General features: G+C 35.0%; 23 protein-coding genes. 20 read left to right on the top strand and 3 right to left on the bottom strand.

Features of this window, described 5'->3' with window-relative positions; genetic code table 11:
* Nucleotides 1–219 precede the first annotated feature (219 nt).
* From rpmH to ACH0B5_RS09055, 11 genes are all read left to right on the top strand, one after another.
* Nucleotides 220–354: a 50S ribosomal protein L34 gene (gene rpmH, locus ACH0B5_RS09105; protein WP_004233310.1), complete on the top strand. Its 135-nt coding sequence runs from the start codon at nucleotides 220–222 to the stop codon at nucleotides 352–354.
* Between the two features lie 83 nt (nucleotides 355–437).
* The gene (gene rnpA / locus ACH0B5_RS09100) at nucleotides 438–782 is read left to right on the top strand and encodes a ribonuclease P protein component (protein WP_122972045.1); all 345 of its coding nucleotides are present in this window, start codon (nucleotides 438–440) and stop codon (nucleotides 780–782) included.
* Nucleotides 783–940: 158 nt separating this feature from the next.
* Nucleotides 941–1,711, top strand: a complete 771-nt coding sequence (yidC, locus tag ACH0B5_RS09095; protein WP_122972046.1) for a membrane protein insertase YidC — start codon at nucleotides 941–943, stop codon at nucleotides 1,709–1,711.
* Nucleotides 1,708–2,439: an RNA-binding cell elongation regulator Jag/EloR gene (jag, locus tag ACH0B5_RS09090; RefSeq protein WP_122972047.1), complete on the top strand. Its 732-nt coding sequence runs from the start codon at nucleotides 1,708–1,710 to the stop codon at nucleotides 2,437–2,439. The genes yidC and jag overlap by 4 nt, the downstream gene beginning before the upstream one ends.
* A gap of 291 nt (nucleotides 2,440–2,730) precedes the next feature.
* A complete protein-coding gene (mnmE, locus tag ACH0B5_RS09085) occupies nucleotides 2,731–4,116 on the top strand; it encodes a tRNA uridine-5-carboxymethylaminomethyl(34) synthesis GTPase MnmE (RefSeq protein WP_122972048.1) in 1,386 nt (461 codons plus the stop codon).
* 27 nt (nucleotides 4,117–4,143) lie between these two features.
* A complete protein-coding gene (gene mnmG / locus ACH0B5_RS09080; RefSeq protein ID WP_122972049.1) occupies nucleotides 4,144–6,039 on the top strand; it encodes a tRNA uridine-5-carboxymethylaminomethyl(34) synthesis enzyme MnmG in 1,896 nt (631 codons plus the stop codon).
* Between the two features lie 87 nt (nucleotides 6,040–6,126).
* The gene (gene rsmG, locus ACH0B5_RS09075) at nucleotides 6,127–6,843 is read left to right on the top strand and encodes a 16S rRNA (guanine(527)-N(7))-methyltransferase RsmG (protein WP_406927748.1); all 717 of its coding nucleotides are present in this window, start codon (nucleotides 6,127–6,129) and stop codon (nucleotides 6,841–6,843) included.
* Nucleotides 6,844–7,224: 381 nt separating this feature from the next.
* The gene (gene noc / locus ACH0B5_RS09070; protein ID WP_406927747.1) at nucleotides 7,225–8,112 is read left to right on the top strand and encodes a nucleoid occlusion protein; all 888 of its coding nucleotides are present in this window, start codon (nucleotides 7,225–7,227) and stop codon (nucleotides 8,110–8,112) included.
* A 277-nt stretch (nucleotides 8,113–8,389) separates the two neighbouring features.
* The gene (locus ACH0B5_RS09065) at nucleotides 8,390–9,151 is read left to right on the top strand and encodes a ParA family protein (RefSeq protein WP_406927746.1); all 762 of its coding nucleotides are present in this window, start codon (nucleotides 8,390–8,392) and stop codon (nucleotides 9,149–9,151) included.
* Complete coding sequence (locus ACH0B5_RS09060) at nucleotides 9,144–10,004, top strand: ParB/RepB/Spo0J family partition protein (RefSeq protein ID WP_122972052.1); 861 nt, start codon at nucleotides 9,144–9,146, stop codon at nucleotides 10,002–10,004. The genes ACH0B5_RS09065 and ACH0B5_RS09060 overlap by 8 nt, the downstream gene beginning before the upstream one ends.
* A gap of 56 nt (nucleotides 10,005–10,060) precedes the next feature.
* Nucleotides 10,061–10,768 (top strand): DUF554 domain-containing protein, encoded by a 708-nt coding sequence (locus ACH0B5_RS09055; protein WP_406927745.1) that lies wholly within the window; start codon nucleotides 10,061–10,063, stop codon nucleotides 10,766–10,768.
* On the opposite strand, the gene yyaC is transcribed toward ACH0B5_RS09055, so the two are convergent.
* The gene (yyaC, locus tag ACH0B5_RS09050; protein WP_122972054.1) at nucleotides 10,685–11,317 is read right to left on the bottom strand and encodes a spore protease YyaC; all 633 of its coding nucleotides are present in this window, start codon (nucleotides 11,315–11,317) and stop codon (nucleotides 10,685–10,687) included. The two genes, ACH0B5_RS09055 and yyaC, sit on opposite strands and share 84 nt — an antisense overlap.
* A gap of 114 nt (nucleotides 11,318–11,431) precedes the next feature.
* Here yyaC and ACH0B5_RS09045 point away from each other — a divergent pair, with 114 nt between their 5' ends.
* The 3 genes from ACH0B5_RS09045 (at nucleotide 11,432) to ychF (ending at nucleotide 13,757) form a co-directional block, all read left to right on the top strand.
* Nucleotides 11,432–12,346: a mechanosensitive ion channel family protein gene (locus tag ACH0B5_RS09045; RefSeq protein ID WP_406927744.1), complete on the top strand. Its 915-nt coding sequence runs from the start codon at nucleotides 11,432–11,434 to the stop codon at nucleotides 12,344–12,346.
* Nucleotides 12,346–12,546 (top strand): DUF951 domain-containing protein, encoded by a 201-nt coding sequence (locus tag ACH0B5_RS09040; RefSeq protein ID WP_122972056.1) that lies wholly within the window; start codon nucleotides 12,346–12,348, stop codon nucleotides 12,544–12,546. Before ACH0B5_RS09045 ends, ACH0B5_RS09040 begins: the two co-directional genes overlap by 1 nt.
* Before the next feature lie 110 nt (nucleotides 12,547–12,656).
* Entirely contained in the window at nucleotides 12,657–13,757 is a 1,101-nt protein-coding gene (ychF, locus tag ACH0B5_RS09035; RefSeq protein WP_122972057.1) for a redox-regulated ATPase YchF, read from the top strand.
* 36 nt (nucleotides 13,758–13,793) lie between these two features.
* Here the strand turns inward: ychF and ACH0B5_RS09030 are convergent, their stop codons facing one another.
* The gene (locus tag ACH0B5_RS09030) at nucleotides 13,794–14,354 is read right to left on the bottom strand and encodes a metalloprotease family protein (protein ID WP_122972058.1); all 561 of its coding nucleotides are present in this window, start codon (nucleotides 14,352–14,354) and stop codon (nucleotides 13,794–13,796) included.
* A 13-nt stretch (nucleotides 14,355–14,367) separates the two neighbouring features.
* Nucleotides 14,368–14,901 (bottom strand): DUF3267 domain-containing protein, encoded by a 534-nt coding sequence (locus tag ACH0B5_RS09025; RefSeq protein WP_406927743.1) that lies wholly within the window; start codon nucleotides 14,899–14,901, stop codon nucleotides 14,368–14,370.
* A gap of 174 nt (nucleotides 14,902–15,075) precedes the next feature.
* Between ACH0B5_RS09025 and rpsF the strand changes: the two genes are divergently transcribed.
* From rpsF to rplI, 6 genes are all read left to right on the top strand, one after another.
* Nucleotides 15,076–15,363, top strand: coding sequence for a 30S ribosomal protein S6 (gene rpsF / locus ACH0B5_RS09020; RefSeq protein ID WP_122972060.1), 288 nt, complete (start codon nucleotides 15,076–15,078; stop codon nucleotides 15,361–15,363).
* Nucleotides 15,364–15,410: 47 nt separating this feature from the next.
* Complete coding sequence (gene ssb, locus ACH0B5_RS09015; protein WP_122972061.1) at nucleotides 15,411–15,977, top strand: single-stranded DNA-binding protein; 567 nt, start codon at nucleotides 15,411–15,413, stop codon at nucleotides 15,975–15,977.
* A 35-nt stretch (nucleotides 15,978–16,012) separates the two neighbouring features.
* On the top strand, nucleotides 16,013–16,249 hold the full coding sequence (rpsR, locus tag ACH0B5_RS09010) for a 30S ribosomal protein S18 (RefSeq protein ID WP_122972062.1): 237 nt from the start codon (nucleotides 16,013–16,015) through the stop codon (nucleotides 16,247–16,249).
* A 264-nt stretch (nucleotides 16,250–16,513) separates the two neighbouring features.
* Complete coding sequence (locus tag ACH0B5_RS09005) at nucleotides 16,514–17,458, top strand: YybS family protein (RefSeq protein WP_406927742.1); 945 nt, start codon at nucleotides 16,514–16,516, stop codon at nucleotides 17,456–17,458.
* A gap of 12 nt (nucleotides 17,459–17,470) precedes the next feature.
* A complete protein-coding gene (locus ACH0B5_RS09000; protein WP_406927741.1) occupies nucleotides 17,471–19,444 on the top strand; it encodes a DHH family phosphoesterase in 1,974 nt (657 codons plus the stop codon).
* A complete protein-coding gene (gene rplI, locus ACH0B5_RS08995) occupies nucleotides 19,441–19,887 on the top strand; it encodes a 50S ribosomal protein L9 (RefSeq protein WP_122972065.1) in 447 nt (148 codons plus the stop codon). Before ACH0B5_RS09000 ends, rplI begins: the two co-directional genes overlap by 4 nt.
* Nucleotides 19,888–19,896: the final 9 nt, after the last annotated feature.

Raw genomic sequence — 19,896 nt, 5'->3', positions numbered from 1 at the left:
GTCGATAAGTATTGTGGATAAAATTTTAAAATAAAAAAATATCCACAACGAGTGTTTATAATAATCATCTCTCGTTGTGGATATTTTTATTTAGAGAAGAAACTGCTAAAGGCTAGTCGGTCAAATATTTAATTGACAATCTAATTCTTTTATATATATAATGTTATGGTCTGTATGTAGGATAGAAACTTAAACTTTCATTTGGAGGTGTAATATATAATGAAACGCACATATCAACCAAAAAAACGTAAACATAGTAAAGTACACGGATTCCGCGCACGTATGAGCACAAAAAACGGACGTAAAGTATTAGCTGCTCGTCGTCGTAAAGGAAGAAAAGTATTATCAGCATAAGTCCACTGAGCCTATTCAGTGGCTTTTTTTTTCTTCATTTTAATAAAGAATAAAAGAAAGTAATCACGATAGTAGGTGAAGAAATGAAAAAGCGCCAGCGAATTAAAAAAAATGAAGACTTTCAAAAAGTATTTAAAAAGGGAAAGTCCTTTGCCAATCGTCAATTCGTTGTTTATTGTTTGCCGAATGAGGATCAAACAGAATTTCGTATTGGTTTATCCGTTGGAAAAAAAGTTGGGAAAGCTGTAACGAGAGTTCAAATTAAACGATATATTCGACAAGTATTTTTAGAATTAAAAGATGAAATAAGACAAGATATGGATTATGTTATTATCGCCAGAAACCCGGCGGCCACATTAGATTTTCATGAAACAAAAAAGAGTATTGAACATGTGCTAAAAATTGCAAAAGTATTAAAGAAGAAATAAGTAACTCTACAAATGTCTCTTAAAATATTAATAAAATTTTCAAAACTAAATAATTATTGTCAATATTTATAGAGGGAATTAAAACAATTTGTAGAGTGTAAGCGGCTACACGTGGTAAAATAGCTAAAAAGTTGAATAGTATTCTAGGAGGAAGAAGGTTGAAGAAAAGTCATTGGATGATTCTGTCGCTAGTTTCAGTAGCATTGTTGCTTTCTGGTTGTACAGAATTTGATCAGCCAATTTCATCTGAAAGCGAAGGCTTTTGGAATGAATTTATCGTTTGGCCATTAGTATCAGTTATTAAGTATTTCGCAGATTTATTAGGTACGTATGCTCTTGGGATTATTGCTGTTACAATAATAATCCGATTAGTCATCCTTCCATTAACGATTAAACAAGTAAAAAGCTCGAAAAAAATGCAAGAAATCCAACCAAAAATGAAAGAATTACAAAGGAAGTATGCTTCAAAAGATGCTGTTACTCAACAAAAGTATCAGCAAGAAATGATGGCATTAATGCAAAATTCTGGCGTGAATCCTGCGGCAGGATGTTTACCAATGTTAATTCAAATGCCTATTTTGATTGGTTTCTATCATGCAATTAGTCGTATGAATGCAACACCAGCCTTTGATTTAGGGACATTTCTTATTTTCCCGCTCGCAGATCCAAGTATTGTATTAGCGATTTTAGCTGGTTTAATCCAATTTGTCGTATTGATGACTGGACCTGCTATGGACAACCCTCAAATGAAAGTGTTGATGTATATTATGCCAGTTATGATTATGATATTTGGTGCTGTATTACCAGCTGCATTATCATTATATTGGGTTGTCGGAAACATCATCTCAGTAATTCAAAACCTTGTTATTTATAAGCCTTGGAATAGAAAGAAAATAGAACCTGCTACAACAGGAGGGGCGAAAAAGTGAAACAAATTACGCAATTAGGCGCAACAGTAGAAGAAGCGATCTCATTAGCGTTACAACAACTTAATACTACTCGTGATCAAGTAGAAGTTGAGGTTTTACAAGAAGGTAAAAAAGGATTTTTAGGTTTTGGTGCACGGAAAGCTGAAGTTCGTGTGACTGTTAATGAAGTATATTCAGAACCAATTGTTGAAGCCCAATCTCCAGTAGAAGTTATACAACAGGAGCAGGATCAATCGGTTGGAACAGAAGAGCTATTAGAAGTAGAAAGTGAAAAAGAAAGCCCAATTGATATTGCGAAAGAATATATACAAAATATAGCGATTGAAATGGGTATTGATGATTTATCGATCGATGGAAAAGTTCAAGGTAAAAACATTTTATTTAAATTAGAAAGTGAAAAGGCGGCACTTTTAATTGGAAAACGTGGTGCTACATTAAATGCATTACAACAATTAACCCAATTAGTAGTAAATAAAAGTACAAAATCTTTCTTAATGGTAAAACTTGATGTGGAAAATTACCGCGAACGACGTCAAATTGCTTTAGAGCAATTAGCTGAGCGAATGGCTGATAAGGCAATCCGCACAGGAAAAAAGGTTTCTTTAGAGCCGATGCCTTCCTATGAAAGAAAAGTCATTCATAATGCATTAGCGAATCGAATTGATATTGAAACATATTCTGAAGGTACTGAACCGAATCGTCATTTAGTAATAGAACCAGTTAAGTAATGAAAACATATTAGAATAACAAAAACGGCCTTTAAAAGGTCGTTTTTTATTTCCTTTTTATATGCTTAAATAAATGACGATCTTTTTTATCCACATGTGGAAAATTTGCTTTACTTTCGTAATTCAATAAAATATGTTACTCTAAATTGTTAGTAAATGAAGTTCGTAACAGTTATTCACATGTGGATAACTTCGTATAGTTGTCACAAGATAAAAGTATTCATCTTATGACGTTTTGGTGAGGTCATCAATTACACAAAAGTGTAATTGATTTAGTAGGAGGATTTTAAAATGGAGTATGATACGATTACCGCGATATCCACACCAATGGGCGAAGGAGCCATTGCTATTGTCCGTTTAAGTGGGGATGAAGCAGTTAAAATAGCAGATAAAATTTTCAAGTCACCGAGTGGCAAAAAATTAATAGAAGAAAAATCCCATACGATTCATTATGGTTATTTAATTGAACCAAAAAGTGAAGAAGTAGTAGAAGAAGTCATGATTTCGTTAATGCGGGCACCAAAAACCTTTACCCGTGAGGATGTAGTTGAAATTAACTGTCATGGTGGAATTGTTTCGGTAAATCGTGTGTTGCAGCTCGTTTTACAAAATGGGGCAAGATTAGCGGAACCGGGTGAATTTACAAAACGTGCCTTCTTAAATGGACGTATTGATTTATCTCAGGCTGAGGCCGTTATGGATTTAATCCGAGCGAAAACAGATCGTGCGATGAATGTAGCTTTAGGACAAATGGAAGGTAAACTTTCAAGATTAATTGGCCAATTACGTCAAGCATTAATTGAGACATTAGCTCATGTAGAGGTTAATATAGATTATCCTGAGTATGATGATGTAGAAGAGATGACCATTCCAGTACTTTTAGAAAAATGTACATGGGTAAGGGATGAAATCGCTAAGTTATTACAAACTTCTTCTCAGGGGAAAATATTACGTGAAGGGCTTTCTACGGTTATTCTCGGTAGACCTAATGTAGGGAAATCTTCATTATTAAATAGTTTAATTCACGAGAATAAAGCAATTGTTACTGATGTTGCAGGTACAACTCGTGATATTATAGAAGAGTATGTCAATGTGCGCGGCGTACCTTTGCGTCTAGTTGATACTGCAGGGATTCGTGAAACGGAAGATATCGTCGAAAGAATAGGGGTAGAAAAATCTCGACAAGTATTAAAGGAAGCAGATTTAATTTTACTTGTTTTAAATTCGGCGGAACCATTATCTGAAGAAGATGAACGTCTGTTTGAAACCATTCAAAATATGGACTTTATTGTCGTTGTTAATAAAACAGATTTACCGCAACAAATTGATTTGGAAAAAGTAAAGGCATTGTCCAACGGTCGTCCTGTTGTGACAACGTCCATTTTACAAGAACAAGGAATCATTGAGCTAGAAGAAGCAATTGCCAAGACTTTCTTTGAAGGGCAAGTGGAAGCAAATGATTTAACTTATGTTTCCAATGCGCGCCATATTGCTTTACTTCATCAAGCAAAATCAACTATCGAAGATGCAATCGATGCAGCCCATACCGGTGTTCCAGTTGACATGATTCAAATTGATGTAACGAAAACATGGGAACTATTAGGGGAAATAGTCGGTGACACAGTGCAAGAAAGCTTGATTAATCAGCTATTCTCACAATTCTGTTTAGGAAAATAAATTTAAAATAAGAAAGGGAGAGACGGCATGACAACAACATATGAAGCTGGGCAATATGATGTCATTGTCATCGGTGCAGGTCATGCTGGTGTAGAATCAGCATATGCTGCAGCAAAAATGGGTGCGAAAACACTCATGGTGACAATTAATTTAGACATGATTGCCTTTATGCCATGTAATCCATCTGTTGGTGGACCAGCAAAAGGAATCGTTGTGCGTGAAATAGACGCATTAGGCGGTGTGATGGGGAAAGTAATTGATAAAACTCATATCCAAATGCGTATGCTAAATACTGGGAAAGGACCTGCAGTTCGTGCTTTACGTGCACAAGCAGATAAAGTTCTTTACCAACGTGAAATGAAACGTTTATTAGAGGAAGAAGAAAATTTAACAATTCATCAATCAATTGTTGATGAATTAATCGTTGAAGATGGTGTCGTTCGCGGTGTCATTACACAGACAGGTGGAATTTACCGAGCAAAAGCAGTTATTGTCACAACAGGTACGTATTTGCGCGGTGAAATTATTATTGGGGACTTAAAATATTCAAGTGGGCCAAACAATCAACAACCATCTATAAAATTAGCGGATAATTTGCGCGACCTTGGCTTTGAAATGGTTCGTTTTAAAACGGGTACACCACCACGTGTAGACAGTAAAACGATTGATTATAGTAAAACCGAAATTCAACCTGGGGATGATGTGCCACGTGCATTTAGTTTTGAAACAACTGAATTCATCATGGATCAAATTCCTTGTTGGTTAACGTATACAAGTCCTGAAACACATCAAATTATTAATGATAACCTTGACAAAGCACCAATGTATACTGGTGCGATTACAGGTACAGGACCACGTTATTGCCCATCAATTGAAACGAAAATTGTTCGCTTTAACGATAAACCGCGTCATCAACTCTTTTTAGAACCAGAGGGCCGTGATACTCAAGAAGTTTACGTACAAGGTTTGTCAACAAGTTTACCAGAACATATTCAACGGAAAATGTTACAAACAATTCCTGGGTTAGAAAAAGCAGAAATGATGCGTGCTGGTTATGCAATTGAATACGATGCGATTGTACCAACGCAATTATGGCCAACATTAGAAACAAAACGCATTAAAAATCTTTATACAGCTGGTCAAATTAACGGTACTAGTGGATATGAAGAAGCTGCTGGTCAAGGGTTAATGGCAGGTATTAATGCCGCTGCTAAAGTTTTAGGAAAAGAAGAAGTTATTTTAAAACGTTCAGATGCTTACATCGGTGTTTTAATTGATGATTTAGTAACAAAAGGAACAAATGAACCGTATCGTTTATTAACATCTCGAGCAGAATATCGTTTATTACTTCGTCATGATAATGCGGATTTACGTTTAACTGAACTTGGATATAAATTAGGCTTAATTTCAGAAGAACGTTTTGCGAAATTTACGAAGAAAAAAGAACAAATCGAAACAGAGATTGCTCGCCTTCGTGAAGTTATTATTAAACCAAATGAAACAACACAAGCTGTCATCCGCTCTGTTGGTGGAACAGAATTAAAAGATGGGATTCGGGCTTCGGATTTAGTGAAACGAACTGAAATGACATACGATTTAGTCGCTTCATTAACTCCATCTGGTCTTGAATTAAGTGAAGAAGTAAAAGAACAAATTGAAGTTCAATTGAAATATGAAGGATATATTCAAAAAGCGTTAAATCAAGTTGAAAAACTCCATAAAATGGAAGGTAAAAAAATACCAGAAGATATTGATTATGATGATATTTCTAGTTTAGCTACAGAAGCACGGGAAAAATTAAAAGAAGTACGTCCATTATCAATTGCACAAGCTTCTCGTATTTCAGGTGTTAATCCTGCAGATATTTCAATTTTGCTTGTTTATATTGAACAAGGGAAGATTGCGCGAGTAAGTAACGAATAATTGTTCAATGAGCGTTCGAGTACCAACTTTTCTCGGACGCTCCTTCTTTTGTAAATAAGCATCCATTCTCAAATAAAGGAGATCCATATGAACGAACAACAATTTATTGAAGCATTAAAAAATAAGGGGATTGAACTTAGTGATCAACAAATCGCTCAGTTTAATAAATATTTTGAACTACTCGTTGAGTGGAATGAAAAAATGAATTTAACGGCAATCACAGATGTTGAAGGCGTCTATTTAAAGCATTTCTATGATTCCATTAGTGCAAGTTTTTACTTTGATTTTACGAAAGTACAATCTGTTTGTGATGTAGGTGCAGGTGCGGGCTTTCCAAGCTTACCAATCAAAATATGTTTCCCTCATTTACATGTAACAATTGTTGATTCTTTAAATAAACGTATTACATTTTTAAATCATTTAAGTGAACAATTACAATTAGATCATGTGGAGTTCGTGCATGCTCGTGCTGAAGAATTTGGACAAAATGCATCATACCGTGAAAAGTTTGAGGTCATAACAGCTCGTGCTGTAGCGAGACTAGCTGTATTATCCGAACTTTGCTTCCCGCTTGTTAAACAGGGAGGTTATTTTGTTGCATTAAAGGCTGCGGCAGGACCTGAAGAGCTGAAAGATGCGAAAAAGGCAATTACTACATTGGGTGGATCTTTAAAAGAAGAATTTGCCTATACTTTACCGATTGAAGAGAGTGAACGGACTTTATATGTGTTTGATAAAGTGAAGCAGACACCTAAAAAATACCCTCGTAAACCGGGCGTTCCAAATAAAACACCAATCGTATAAAAAATTTGTTTTATTAGCCGCGATCTATTGGAAGTTATGTATAAGCGGCTAATAGGCAATTTAATTTTATAAGTATGAAAATTTTTAGTAGAATAAAAGAGTTGTGTTTCTATTAATTTAACAAATGTTCCACATGAAACATTTAGTCTTTATGGATAATAATAGATTTTGTATGTGTTTTTTTCTTTCTTTTATTAGAAAACTTTTATTTGTCACAAATTTTTAGATATAATTTTGCATCTTGAAGCATACATATTTTATATTTATGTTAATTTAATAGATTTTTACATCTATCAGACTCTGTACATTTTATAAATAATAATAAATAATATTTATAATGAGTATCGAGCAAGATAGTTTCTAAAAGGTGGTGCCTATTGAATGAAAAGTCCTTTTTCACGTTTTTTCGGAGGCGGCGAAAAAACTGTTTCTGAAGAAAAAAATGAAGTAGAACAAGTAGTAGCACAAGATGATAAGAATAAGGCTGCAGAAGAAGTAGTAAAAATCCCAATTGATAAGATTATTCCAAATCGGTTCCAACCTCGTACGGTTTTTGATGAAGAAAAAATTGAAGAATTATCAAGAACAATCCATACCCACGGTGTAATTCAACCGATCGTTGTACGAAGTTATGAAGACGATCGCTATGAAATTATTGCGGGTGAACGTCGTTACCGAGCAATGAAAAAACTAAATTGGACTGAAGTACCTGCAATTGTTCGTAATTTAAGTGATAAAGAAACCGCTTCTATTGCTTTAATTGAGAATCTTCAACGAGAAGAACTAACAGCAATTGAAGAAGCATTAGCTTATCAGCAATTGCTCGAACTTCATTCACTAACTCAAGAAGCACTTGCTCAACGTTTAGGGAAAGGTCAATCAACGGTCGCTAATAAATTACGTTTATTAAAACTACCCCAATTTGTACAAGAAGCAATTTTAAAGAGAGAGATAACGGAAAGACATGCCCGGGCTATGATCTCCATTAAAGAAGAAGAATTGCAATCTGAATTAGTTACTTTGATAAAAGAAAATGATTGGAATGTACGCCAATTAGAAGAATATATTCAGCAACTTAGTCAACCAAAAGAAGAAGTAAAAAAAGAAAAACCGAAACGAAAAGCGATAAGTAAAGATATTCGAATTGCCTTAAATACGATTAAACAATCTCTTTCGATGGTAACGAAAAGTGGTATTAATGTGAAAACGGAAGAGGAAGATACAGAAGAGTACTACCAAATTACTGTGAAAATACCAAAGAAAAAATAAGTTTCAAGTATTTCAATAGATCATTTTTGGCTTCCCAATTTAGGTTATAGTGATATGTCATTACTTCATATTTAACATTAAAGGAGGTATCTCATTTTTGAGATGCCCCTTTTTCTATAAAATTTATACAATATGTTTTTAGAATGTCATACATCTATTATATAAATTTGATAAAATAGAAATACCTATTTATCTTATTTTAATTTCATGCGTTTGAGGACGCTTAAGTGTAGTTGATTTTTTAATAAATTGATTGATGAAAGCAGGTGCAAAAGGCTTGGGAAGAATTATTGCCATTACGAACCAAAAGGGTGGTGTAGGAAAAACTACAACATCTGTAAATTTGAGCGCTTGTCTTGCTTATTTAGGGAAAAAGGTACTTTTAATAGACATTGATCCACAAGGTAATGCTACAAGTGGAGTTGGTATAAATAAAGGTGAAATTCAAAGCTGTATCTATGATGTATTAATCGATGATGAAGAAGTCGTTAACGTCGTCCAACAATCAAAAGTTGAAAATTTATATGTCGTTCCAGCAACTATTTCCCTTGCAGGGGCTGAAATTGAACTCGTTTCAACTATTTCTCGTGAGGTAAGATTAAAACATGCCTTACAAAATGTAAAAGAGCAATACGATTATATTATTATCGATTGTCCACCTTCATTAGGTTTGTTGACAATTAATGCTTTAACCGCATCTGATGCCGTTATTATTCCGGTTCAATGTGAATATTACGCCCTAGAAGGGTTGAGTCAATTACTATCAACAGTACGTCTCGTTCAAAAACATTTAAATCAACAGTTATATATTGATGGTGTTCTTTTAACGATGTTAGATGCTCGTACAAATTTAGGTATACAAGTTATCGAAGAAGTAAAGAAATACTTCCAAGATAAAGTGTATAAAACAATTATTCCCCGAAACGTTCGTTTAAGTGAGGCACCAAGCCATGGAGAACCGATTATTAATTACGATTCAAAATCAAGAGGTGCTGAAGTCTATTTAGAGTTAGCAAGGGAAGTGATTAAAAATGGCTAGAGGATTAGGAAAAGGAATTGGTGCGTTATTTCCTACTGAAACATTAGAACATTTACAACCAAACGAAGAGCAAATTGAAAAGATCGCATTACAGAAACTTGTCGTTAACCCTTTTCAACCTCGTAAACTATTTGATGATGAAGCTATTGAAGAATTAGCTCAATCGATTAGTGAACATGGGATAATTCAACCGATTGTTGTTCGGAAAAAGGGAAAAAAATATGAAATTGTTGTCGGTGAAAGACGCTTCCGTGCTGCGAAATTAGCTAACTTAGAGGAAATTCCAGCCATCGTAAAAGACCTTACGGAAGAACAAATGATGGAACTAGCCATTTTAGAAAATCTTCAACGGGAAGACTTAACACCTATTGAAGAGGCTGAGGCATACGAAAGTTTAATTAAAAAACTAAACTTTACTCAAGAAGAACTTGCGAAACGTTTAGGGAAAAGTCGACCATACATTACGAACCATTTACGCTTATTGCAATTACCAGAAGAGGTAAGAGAGTTAGTAAATAACGGTCAATTATCAATGGGACACGGACGGACATTACTCGGTTTAAAAAATAAAAGAAGAATTCCTGAAGTGGCAAACAAAGTTATTAAACAAGCTTTAAATGTACGTCAATTAGAAGTTTATATTAAACAACTTAATGAAGAAGTTTCACGTGAAACAGAAAAGCCTAAGAAAAAGGATATTTTCGTTCAAGCAACGGAAACTCAGTTACGAGAATATTTTGGAACGAATGTACAAATTAGAAAATCAAAGAATAAAGGGAAAATCGAAATTGAATTTTATTCTGAAGATGATTTAGAGCGTATTTTAGAAATTTTACAACTAGAACAGGAATAGGAAAAGTTGTGAGCGCCAAATTTCCGGCGCTCTTTTTTCTGAGAAGAGGTTAGTCAATGGTACTTCTAGGGACATTCATCAATGTACTATTAATAGTAGTCGGCTCAATTATCGGCCGATTTTTTAAAAACATTTCTGATAATATGAAAAGCACTGTTTTAATGGGTATAGGCTTAGCGGTTACGTTATTAGGAATCCAAATGGGATTTAAAACGAGTAATTTTATCATCGTGATTATTAGTCTTGTCATTGGTGCCGTCATCGGAGAATGGATTGATTTAGATAAAAAGCTATTCCATTTAGGAAAATGGATGGAAAATAAAATCGGCAATAAATCATCAGAAAAAGGGATTGCCGAAGGATTTGTAAATGCTACGTTGATTTTTATCATTGGATCAATGGGTATATTAGGTGCATTAGATAGTGGGATAAGAAATGATCATTCGGTCCTTATAACGAAAGGGATTATTGATGGCTTTACTGCAATTGTATTATCTTCTACCCTAGGGATAGGGGTATTAATCTCTGCAATCCCTGTCCTTTTTTATGAAGGTATCATTACATTTTTTGCGAAATTTATAAGTGAGTATATACCAGAAGCAGCGTTAAACCTGTTTATTCAAGAAATGACAGCAACTGGCGGTGTAATGATTATGGCAATCGGATTAAATATAGCTGGTCTAACGAAGGTTCGAGTAGCCAATTTGCTGCCGGGAATCGTTATAGTCGGCTTGGTCGTTACGATCATGTTTCTTTTTCAATAGATGACGCTGATATGCAAGCAATATTGCACGTGCAATTTTATTGCTCATTGCATACGTAGTATTTAATCGAGTATTTTGTAAAACGAGCATTTCCATAAATCCTCCAACATTAACGATCCCTTTAATCGAGATGTCTCCAATTGGAGGTAATTCTTTCTTTACTGCTTTCCCCGGAAATAACGGCCCTTCATGGACGATAATATGGCCAATGTTTTGTTCGTTACCTAAACAAGCATCAATTGCCACAATGAATGGTGTTGAGGGTTTTTGTTTTATTTCTTCCATTGTTGATGCTAAATTGATTGCATGTAACGGATTTTCCAAGGTGCCAATGACTTCAAAGGGAAATGAATGAAAACTGGATAGAAAACTACCAGTTAATGGACCTAAAGCATCCCCAGTTGACCGGTCTGTACCGATACAACAAAAAATTATTTGTTCTTGATCGAATGGGATATAATTTAAAAATAAGTCACTTAATTGCCATAGTGCACCAGTTTGTTCATGATGGACGAATGATTTTAACGGATCATTTAGCATTTTTTGCATAAGCAATTCTCGCTTTCTTTTGAATTAATAATCATTTACCTTAATGGTAGAAATTTTCCTATATTGTATTGAAGTATATTCAAATTTTTAGTTAGTTATACAAGGAGTGGAAAAATGGCTGCAGATGCAATTGAAAAAGAAGCAAAAGGATTAGCTAAAATGGCGGAAAAAACTTGGGATTATTTTACAAGTGATGAATTGTGGGATTTTATAGTAAGTGCCTCTATAAAAATTGTCATGATTCTTGTAATATCTTATATAGTCATTTTTATAGGAAAAAAAATTATAACGCGTATTTTTACTTTAAAACTGAAAACACCGATTAACCAGACTGAAAGACGTCAACAAACGATTATAAAATTATTGCATAGTACATTGTCTTATTTAGTGTATTTCTCGGCAATGATAGCAATTTTATCAGCAGTTAACATTAATATTGGGGGGTTACTGGCTGGGGCAGGGATTGCAGGCTTAGCCATTGGTTTTGGCGCTCAAAGTTTAGTAAAGGATGTTATTACAGGGTTCTTCATTATTCTTGAAGATCAGTTTGGTGTAGGAGATTATATCCGATTAAACAATTCAGAAGGTACAGTAACCGAGATAGGGTTAAGAACAACGAAAATTTTAGGTATTACGGGTGAGCTATTTATCATCCCTAACGGTCAAATTTTAGATGTTGTTAACTACTCTGTAAATAATTCGAAAGCGATTATTGATATGCAAGTTGCTATAGATGCAGATATAGAGAAAGTAGAAAAATTATTAACAGCTTATTTAGAAACGTTGCCTTCAAAATTTGAAGAATTAGTGGATGTTCCATCATTTTTAGGTGTTCAAAATGTGGTAGGTACGGAAGTGACGATTCGTATTATTGCAGAAACTAAGCCTTTACAACACTATACAATTGCCCGTGTCATTCGCCGGGATGTAAAAGAAATTTTAGAGAAAAATGGAATTCCAATGGCATATCCGAAAATGATGCTTTATGATCGTTGGTATAAAGAGTCGTCAGAAGGAGATGAGGAATAATGGAGACAAAAGAATTTGGACTGCATGATATTGTAGAAATGAAGAAGCAACATCCATGCGGAACAAATGCATGGAAAGTCATTCGTATGGGGGCAGATATACGAATCAAATGCCAAGGTTGTGGCCATAGTGTAATGATTCCTCGCCGTGACTTTAGCAAGAAAATGAAAAAAATATTAGAGAAAGCAAGTGAAGAGTAATTTTTAGCGAAATAGACTTTTTCACTACTTATCCATATAATAAACTTTGGTTTCAAAAACGAAGAACAGTAAATTGAAATAATTGATATAAGAAAGGTCGTGTCAACCGAATGTCTTTAACAGCTGGTATCGTAGGTTTACCGAACGTAGGGAAATCTACATTATTTAACGCAATTACAAAAGCGGGTGCTTTAGCAGCAAACTATCCATTCGCAACTATCGATCCAAACGTAGGAGTAGTAGAAGTGCCTGATGCCCGTTTAGATAAATTAACGGAGCTAGTAGAACCGAAAAAAACCGTTCCGACTGCATTTGAATTTACGGACATTGCAGGAATTGTAAAAGGAGCATCCAAAGGAGAAGGGTTAGGAAATAAGTTTTTATCCCACATCCGTGAAGTAGATGCAATTTGCCAAGTTGTCCGTTGTTTTGAAGATGAAAATATTACACACGTTTCTGGATCAGTAAATCCGATTGATGACATTGAAGTCATTAATTTAGAATTAATTTTAGCTGATATGGAATCGGTAGAAAAACGTCTACAACGGGTTAGTAAAATGGCGAAGCAAAAAGATAAGGAAGCTTTAATTGAAGAACCCGTTTTAACTAAAATTAAAGAAGCGTTAGAAAAGGAAAAACCAGCACGTTCTGTTGATTTAACGGACGATGAATTAAAAATTATAAAAGGACTTCACCTTTTAACGATTAAACCAATGCTTTATGTAGCCAATGTATCAGAAGATGAAGTAGCAGATGCAGCAAATAACCAATACGTGCAACAAGTACGTGAGTTTGCAAACGCTGAAGGGGCGCAAGTTATTACCATTTGTGCTAAGATCGAAGAAGAAATTTCAGAGTTGGATGATGAAGAAAAGGCAATGTTCCTAGAAGAATTAGGAATTGAAGAGTCTGGTTTAGATCAATTAATTCGTGCTTCCTATGATTTATTAGGGTTAGCAACATACTTTACTGCAGGAGTGCAAGAAGTACGTGCATGGACTTTCCGTAAAGGAATGAAAGCTCCACAATGTGCAGGTATCATCCATTCAGACTTTGAGCGCGGATTTATTCGTGCGGAAACAGTAGCTTACGAGGATTTAGTGGCAGCTGGTTCAATGGCAGCGGCAAAAGAAGCTGGAAAAGTACGTTTAGAAGGTAAAGATTACGTCGTACAAGATGGCGATGTTATGCTATTCCGTTTTAACGTATAATCACATTAGAGTTTCAATAGAAAACAGGAGTCCAAATTAGGACTCCTGTTTTTCGTCTTCTAAATAAACATAAACACTAAATTGATCAGGTTCATCTTTTACTAATGCATCATCTGGGAAATGTCGTAATTTATAAATACCAACAAAATTAGCTAATCCTCCTGCTATAAAAGAAGCACTGGCAAGTAATAGTGGATAGCTCCCAATTGCAAATCCAATAGCCAATGGAATAATCCCAGTAAAAGAGAAGGAAGTTAGAAATATCGACTGGTACTGGGCATTTTTAATTTTTTCTGTTGTTTTCGAATAAACTAATCCTTTCTCAGGATGAATCGATAAAGATAATGACTCAGGTGCAACTTTACAACGATATCGATAGCCTAATAGATTTAGAATTTCATTGATGACAACTAAAAGTAGAGAAACGACAAGATAGATTACTACTCCAAGGATAAAACCTAGTATGCTCGGAGAAAAGTCTTTATGTATTACATAATTTAAAACTACAAATAAAATACTTAGAATAACCGTTAAAATGATTGTATGTTTCATAATTTTTTGTTCATTTAATGAAACGATTTTTATATTATTTGACATAGTTCACCTCTAATTAATCTTTATATACATAAAGTCTTGGAAGTTTTGGATCATCTTTTATTAAAGCATCCTTTGGGAAGTTACGTAATTCCTTATACATATAAAAATCACCTACTGCCCCAGCTATGAGTATAGCTCCTAGTAGAACAAACATAGAAGAGTTAAAGTAAAAACCGATTAGTGTAGGAATGACACCTGTTGTCCAAAAAGGTAACAATAACGCTTTTTTCATTGCATTATTTTTCAAAGGAATAGACGTTGTAGCATAGGCGATGCCAAGTTTTAAATTAACACCATAATCTAGCTGTTTAAATGGGACTTTCCCAAAAATCATAAATCCTATCAAATGAAAAATTTCATGAAGGACAATAAGGGCAATGTAGTAAATTATAAAAAGAAAAAAGTCAAAAAAGGTAAAAGTAAATTCAAATTGTTGATGAATATAACTATTTCCAATAAAAAATAAGATACACAAAAGGATCGTTAACCATAAATTCATTTTCGTTATCGCTTTCATATCAAGCTCGATTATTTTTGGTTCAGACATGTCACCTCTCCTCTCTAGCTACCATTATAAATGGTTCAAATCTTAATTTGGAAGTATTTATATTTGTTGCATGAACACTTGAAGTGTGGTACAATTCTCAGATGTGAGTATATAATACTTACTCCTTGCTCTCTTCATAAAGGAGAGCCCAAGTCCATAAGGAGGTGCAAAATAATGAAAAAGTATGAAATAATGTACATCGTTCGTCCGAACATTGAAGACGAAGCGAAAAAAGCATTAGTAGAACGCTTCAACGAAGTTTTAACTTCAAATGGCGCTGAAATCATCGAGTCTAAAGAGTGGGGCAAACGCCGCTTAGCTTATGAAATCAACGACTTCCGTGAAGGTTACTACCAAATCGTAAAAGCGAACGCTGGTTCAGAAGCTATTAACGAGTTCACTCGTTTAGCGAACATTAGCGAAGACATTATTCGTCACATGGCTGTTCGTGAAGAAGAATAATTTTAACATTTAACTTTAACTAAAATGCTGAAAAGGAGGTTGAAATTGTGATAAACCGTGTCGTATTAGTTGGAAGACTAACGAAAGATCCAGAGCTTCGCTACACACCGAGTGGCGTTCCAATGACTCGTTTTACAATCGCTGTAAATAGAACATTTTCGAACCAACAAGGTGAACGTGAAGCAGACTTTATCGGATGTATTGCTTGGCGAAAACAGGCCGAAAACTTAGCAAACTTCATGAAAAAAGGAAGTTTGATTGGTGTTGAAGGTCGTATTCAAACAGGTAGCTTCGAAGGTCAAGATGGAAAACGTGTTTACACAACAGATGTTGTAGCGGATTCGGTACAATTTTTAGAACCGCGAAACACTGGTGGTGGAGCTGGTATGCCAAATCAACAGTACGGAGGGCGACCACAATATGGAGGGAACCAACCTGCATATAGTACAAGCCAACCAAATCAACAATTTGGAAGCGCGGAGCAAGATCCATTTGCTTCATACCCACAAGCTCAACCTTCTGGGAATCAGCAAAATTATACACGTGTAGATGAGGATCCATTTGCGTCGAGCAAAGGTCCAATTGAAGTTTCTGAAGACGATTTACCGTTCTAATAGAGACAAAAAACTAAAAAAGGAGGAATATCGAAATGGCACAACGTCGCGGAGGCCGCAAACGCCGTAAAGTTTGTTACTTCACTTCTAACAATATTACGCACATCGACTACAAAGATGTAGATCTACTTAAAAAGTTCATTTCTGAACGTGGTAAAATTCTTCCACGTCGCGTAACAGGTACAAGTGCAAAATACCAACGTAAATTAACATCAGCTATTAAACGTGCTCGTATTATGGCACTTCTTCCATTCGTAGCTGAAGATAAATAAGATTAAATTTAATTCTTACAAAGGTAAGAATGGATGATAATCAAAAAAGTCGACAAAATCGTAATTTGGTTTTGTCGACTTTTTTTGTAATGAATATATGTAATTTTTATTAATATGATGAATTTGGCAATTGTTAGACGCCTATTGAATAATTTAGTATATTAAGACTTTTAACGTCTTTCTGCATTTTTGTCCAATAGCTAAAAAGATGATACAATATACGAATGAACAGGATTATTTGATTTCATAAAAGGAAGGTTATAAATGCCGAATAATCAAACTAAAAGGCTCGCACATGGAGCAATGATGATCGCGCTATTTACAATTTTAATTGCAATAGCCATATATGTACCAGTTCTTAATCTCATTGCTATGCTTTTCGCACCACTTCCACTAGCTTGGTATAGTGCAAAATACGACCGAAGTTCCTCCGTTTTAGTAGCGGTATTAGGATGTATAATTCCATTCTTTTTTGGAGGGTTATTAGCTTTACCCTTTTCACTCATCTTTGCAGCTATTGGCGTTGTAATGGGTGATGCACTACGCTTAAAGAGAAGTAAAGTATTTTTATTGATGTCCACTGGAGTAACAATACTAATTATTTTTGCTATAGAATATCTTATTTCAATAAAAATGTTAGAAACAGACTTTATCAAAAGGTTCATGGAATTTATGCGGGAAAATTATTCCCAAGCGATGACCCTTTCTGAAAGTTTAAATGGGAAACAATCAGCAATAACTGCTGAAAAGATGAATGTCATGTTTGAAACGATGGAAACAGTCATCCCTGCTTCGATTACATTAGGTGTCTTTCTTTTTGCCTTTATTATTATAACGATTAACTTACCGTTGTTAAAACGTTTTGGAGTGAATGTACCGAAATTTAGTGCATTTAAAGATATGCGTTTGCCGAGGGCTGTATTATGGTATTACTTAATCGTACTATCGATTAACCTATTCCTTTCGCCTGAACCAGGTACAGCACTTTTTGTGATTTGTTTAAATTTTTCAATAGTGTTATGGATACTATTAACATTACAAGGTATTTCATTTGTACACTTTTGCTTGGATGCATACGGTTCTCCGAGCTTTTTAAAAGTGTTAATTACAATCATGGCAATTCCGTTGTATTCTTACTTCGTATTAATCGGAATTGTCGATTTAGGTTTTGACATTCGGTCATTTGTCAAAGGTAAGATTCAGAAGTAGGGAGCTGATAAAATGGATACTTATAGGAAGCGAATTATTCGACATCCTCTTATGTATCTAACGATGATTGGCTTATTAGGTGCTATTCTATTGCTCTTTTGGCATGTTTGGGCAGGAATAGTCTATGCACTAGTTACAACCATCGGGTTAATATATGCGTGGCGATTTGAAAAAATTACCTTTGAGCATACAGAAAAGCATATAGAATCTCTGTCGTTCCGAATGAAAAAAGTAGGTTCGGAAGCCCTTCTTGAAATGCCAATCGGGATATTGCTTGTGAACGAAAAGTTTATCATTGAATGGGCGAACCCTTATATGTCTGAAATTGTAGACGATGGTACGTTAATCGGCGAAGAGATGTTTGTTCTCTCCGATGATTTATACAATCTTACAAAATCAGATGAAAAACGTGAACAGACAGTAACGATTGAAGATCGGAAATATAAAGTAGTTTACAAACAAGAAGAAAGACTGCTATATTTCTTTGACGTAACTGAGCAATTAGAGATCCAATCTCAATATTATGCAGATCGCACAGTAATCGCGATTCTTTTTATAGATAATTATGATGAAATAACGCAAGGAATGGATGACCAATCACGTAGTTTAACGAATACGGTTGTCACATCGATTATTAATGATTGGGCTTTTGAACACGGTATATTTGCAAGACGTATATCATCGGACCGTTTTTTAGCTGTTTTAAATGAATCGATTTTAAGTGAATTAGAGAAGAAAAAGTTCTCTATTTTAGATGACATTCGCGAAAAGACAGCACAGAAAAACTTATCTCTTACGTTAAGTATCGGGGTTGGAGCTGGCTCCTCGTCCCTTATTAAACTTGGAGAATTAGCTCAATCCAGTTTAGATTTAGTGTTAGGTCGTGGTGGTGACCAAGTTGCTATTAAACATCCTAACGGAAAACTTAAATTTTACGGCGGAAAAACAAACCCCGTAGAGAAACGAACTAGAGTGCGGGCACGCGTAATATCCCATGCGTTACAAGACTTAATCATTGAAAGTGATCAAGTGTTCGTGATGGGACATAAAAATCCTGATATGGATGCAATCGGAGCGGCAATCGGTGTTCGAAAAATGGCTCAAAAAAATAAAGTAGATGGTTTTGTCGTACTTGATTTCGATGAGCTTAATGGGAGCGTTAGCCGTTTGATGGATGAAATCGAGGAAAACTCTGATTTATATAAGTATTTCATCACACCGGATGAAGCCCTTTCTACCATGACAGAGAAATCGTTAGTCATTGTTGTAGATACTCATAAACCGAGTCTCGTCATTGATGATCGTTTATTAAATAACTCGGAAAAAGTTGTTGTCATCGATCACCATAGACGAGGGGAAGAATTTATTCAAAATCCAACGTTAGTATATATGGAACCATATGCTTCCTCTACAGCTGAATTAGTAACCGAGTTATTAGAGTACCAACCTGAAGACGAAAAACTGACAAAACTTGAAGCTACTTCCCTTTTGTCAGGAATTATTGTTGATACAAAAAGTTTCACATTACGTACAGGAGCTCGTACCTTTGAAGCAGCATCTTATTTAAGAACATATGGTGCAGACACGATTCTTGTTCAACAATTATTGAAAGAAGATATCGATACGTATATTGAACGTTCAAAAATTATACAGACAGTAGAATTTATACATCCAGGTGTTGCAGTAGCATGCGGAGAAAGAAATAAACAATACGATTCGGTTTTAATTGCGCAAACGGCAGATATTTTATTAACAATGAAAGATGTATCGGCATCCTTTGTTATTGCCCATCGTTCAGATGGTTTAATTGGCATTAGCGCGCGCTCGCTAGGCGATATTAACGTTCAGCTAGTGATGGAAAACCTCGGCGGTGGCGGTCATTTAACAAATGCCGCTTGTCAAATTGATGCAGAAACGATCGATGAAGCAGTCATGCTATTAAGGAATGCAATTATAGAGACATTGGAAGGGAGTAATGAAGAATGAAAGTAGTATTTCTAAAAGACGTTAAAGGTAAAGGGAAAAAAGGGGAAGTAAAAAACGTTGCAGATGGATATGCACACAACTTCTTAATTAAAAATGGCTATGCTGTAGAAGCGACTAAACAAGCAATGAGCCAATTGGAAGGACAAAAGAAACTAGAAGAAAAAAATGCTGCAGCTGAATTAGAAGCGGCAAAAAATTTAAAAGAACAACTAGAAAAAATGGAAGTTGAAATTAAAGCAAAAGCTGGAGAAGGCGGAAGACTTTTTGGTTCCATTTCAACAAAACAAATTGCGGAAGCACTTCAAAAAACGCACGGTATTAAAATTGATAAACGTAAAATGGAGAGCGAAGGAATTCGTTCATTAGGTTATACAAATGTACCAGTTAAACTACATCACGAAGTAAAAGCAACATTAAAAGTGCACGTGGTTGAAGAGGCATAAGGAGAGATG

This window comes from Ureibacillus sp. 179-F W5.1 NHS, assembly GCF_045369345.1.
GTDB classification, from domain to species: Bacteria; Bacillota; Bacilli; order Bacillales_A; family Planococcaceae; genus Ureibacillus; species Ureibacillus halotolerans.
The sequence above is the reverse complement of the archived record's forward strand: the minus strand, read 5'-3'. Positions and strand labels throughout refer to the sequence as shown.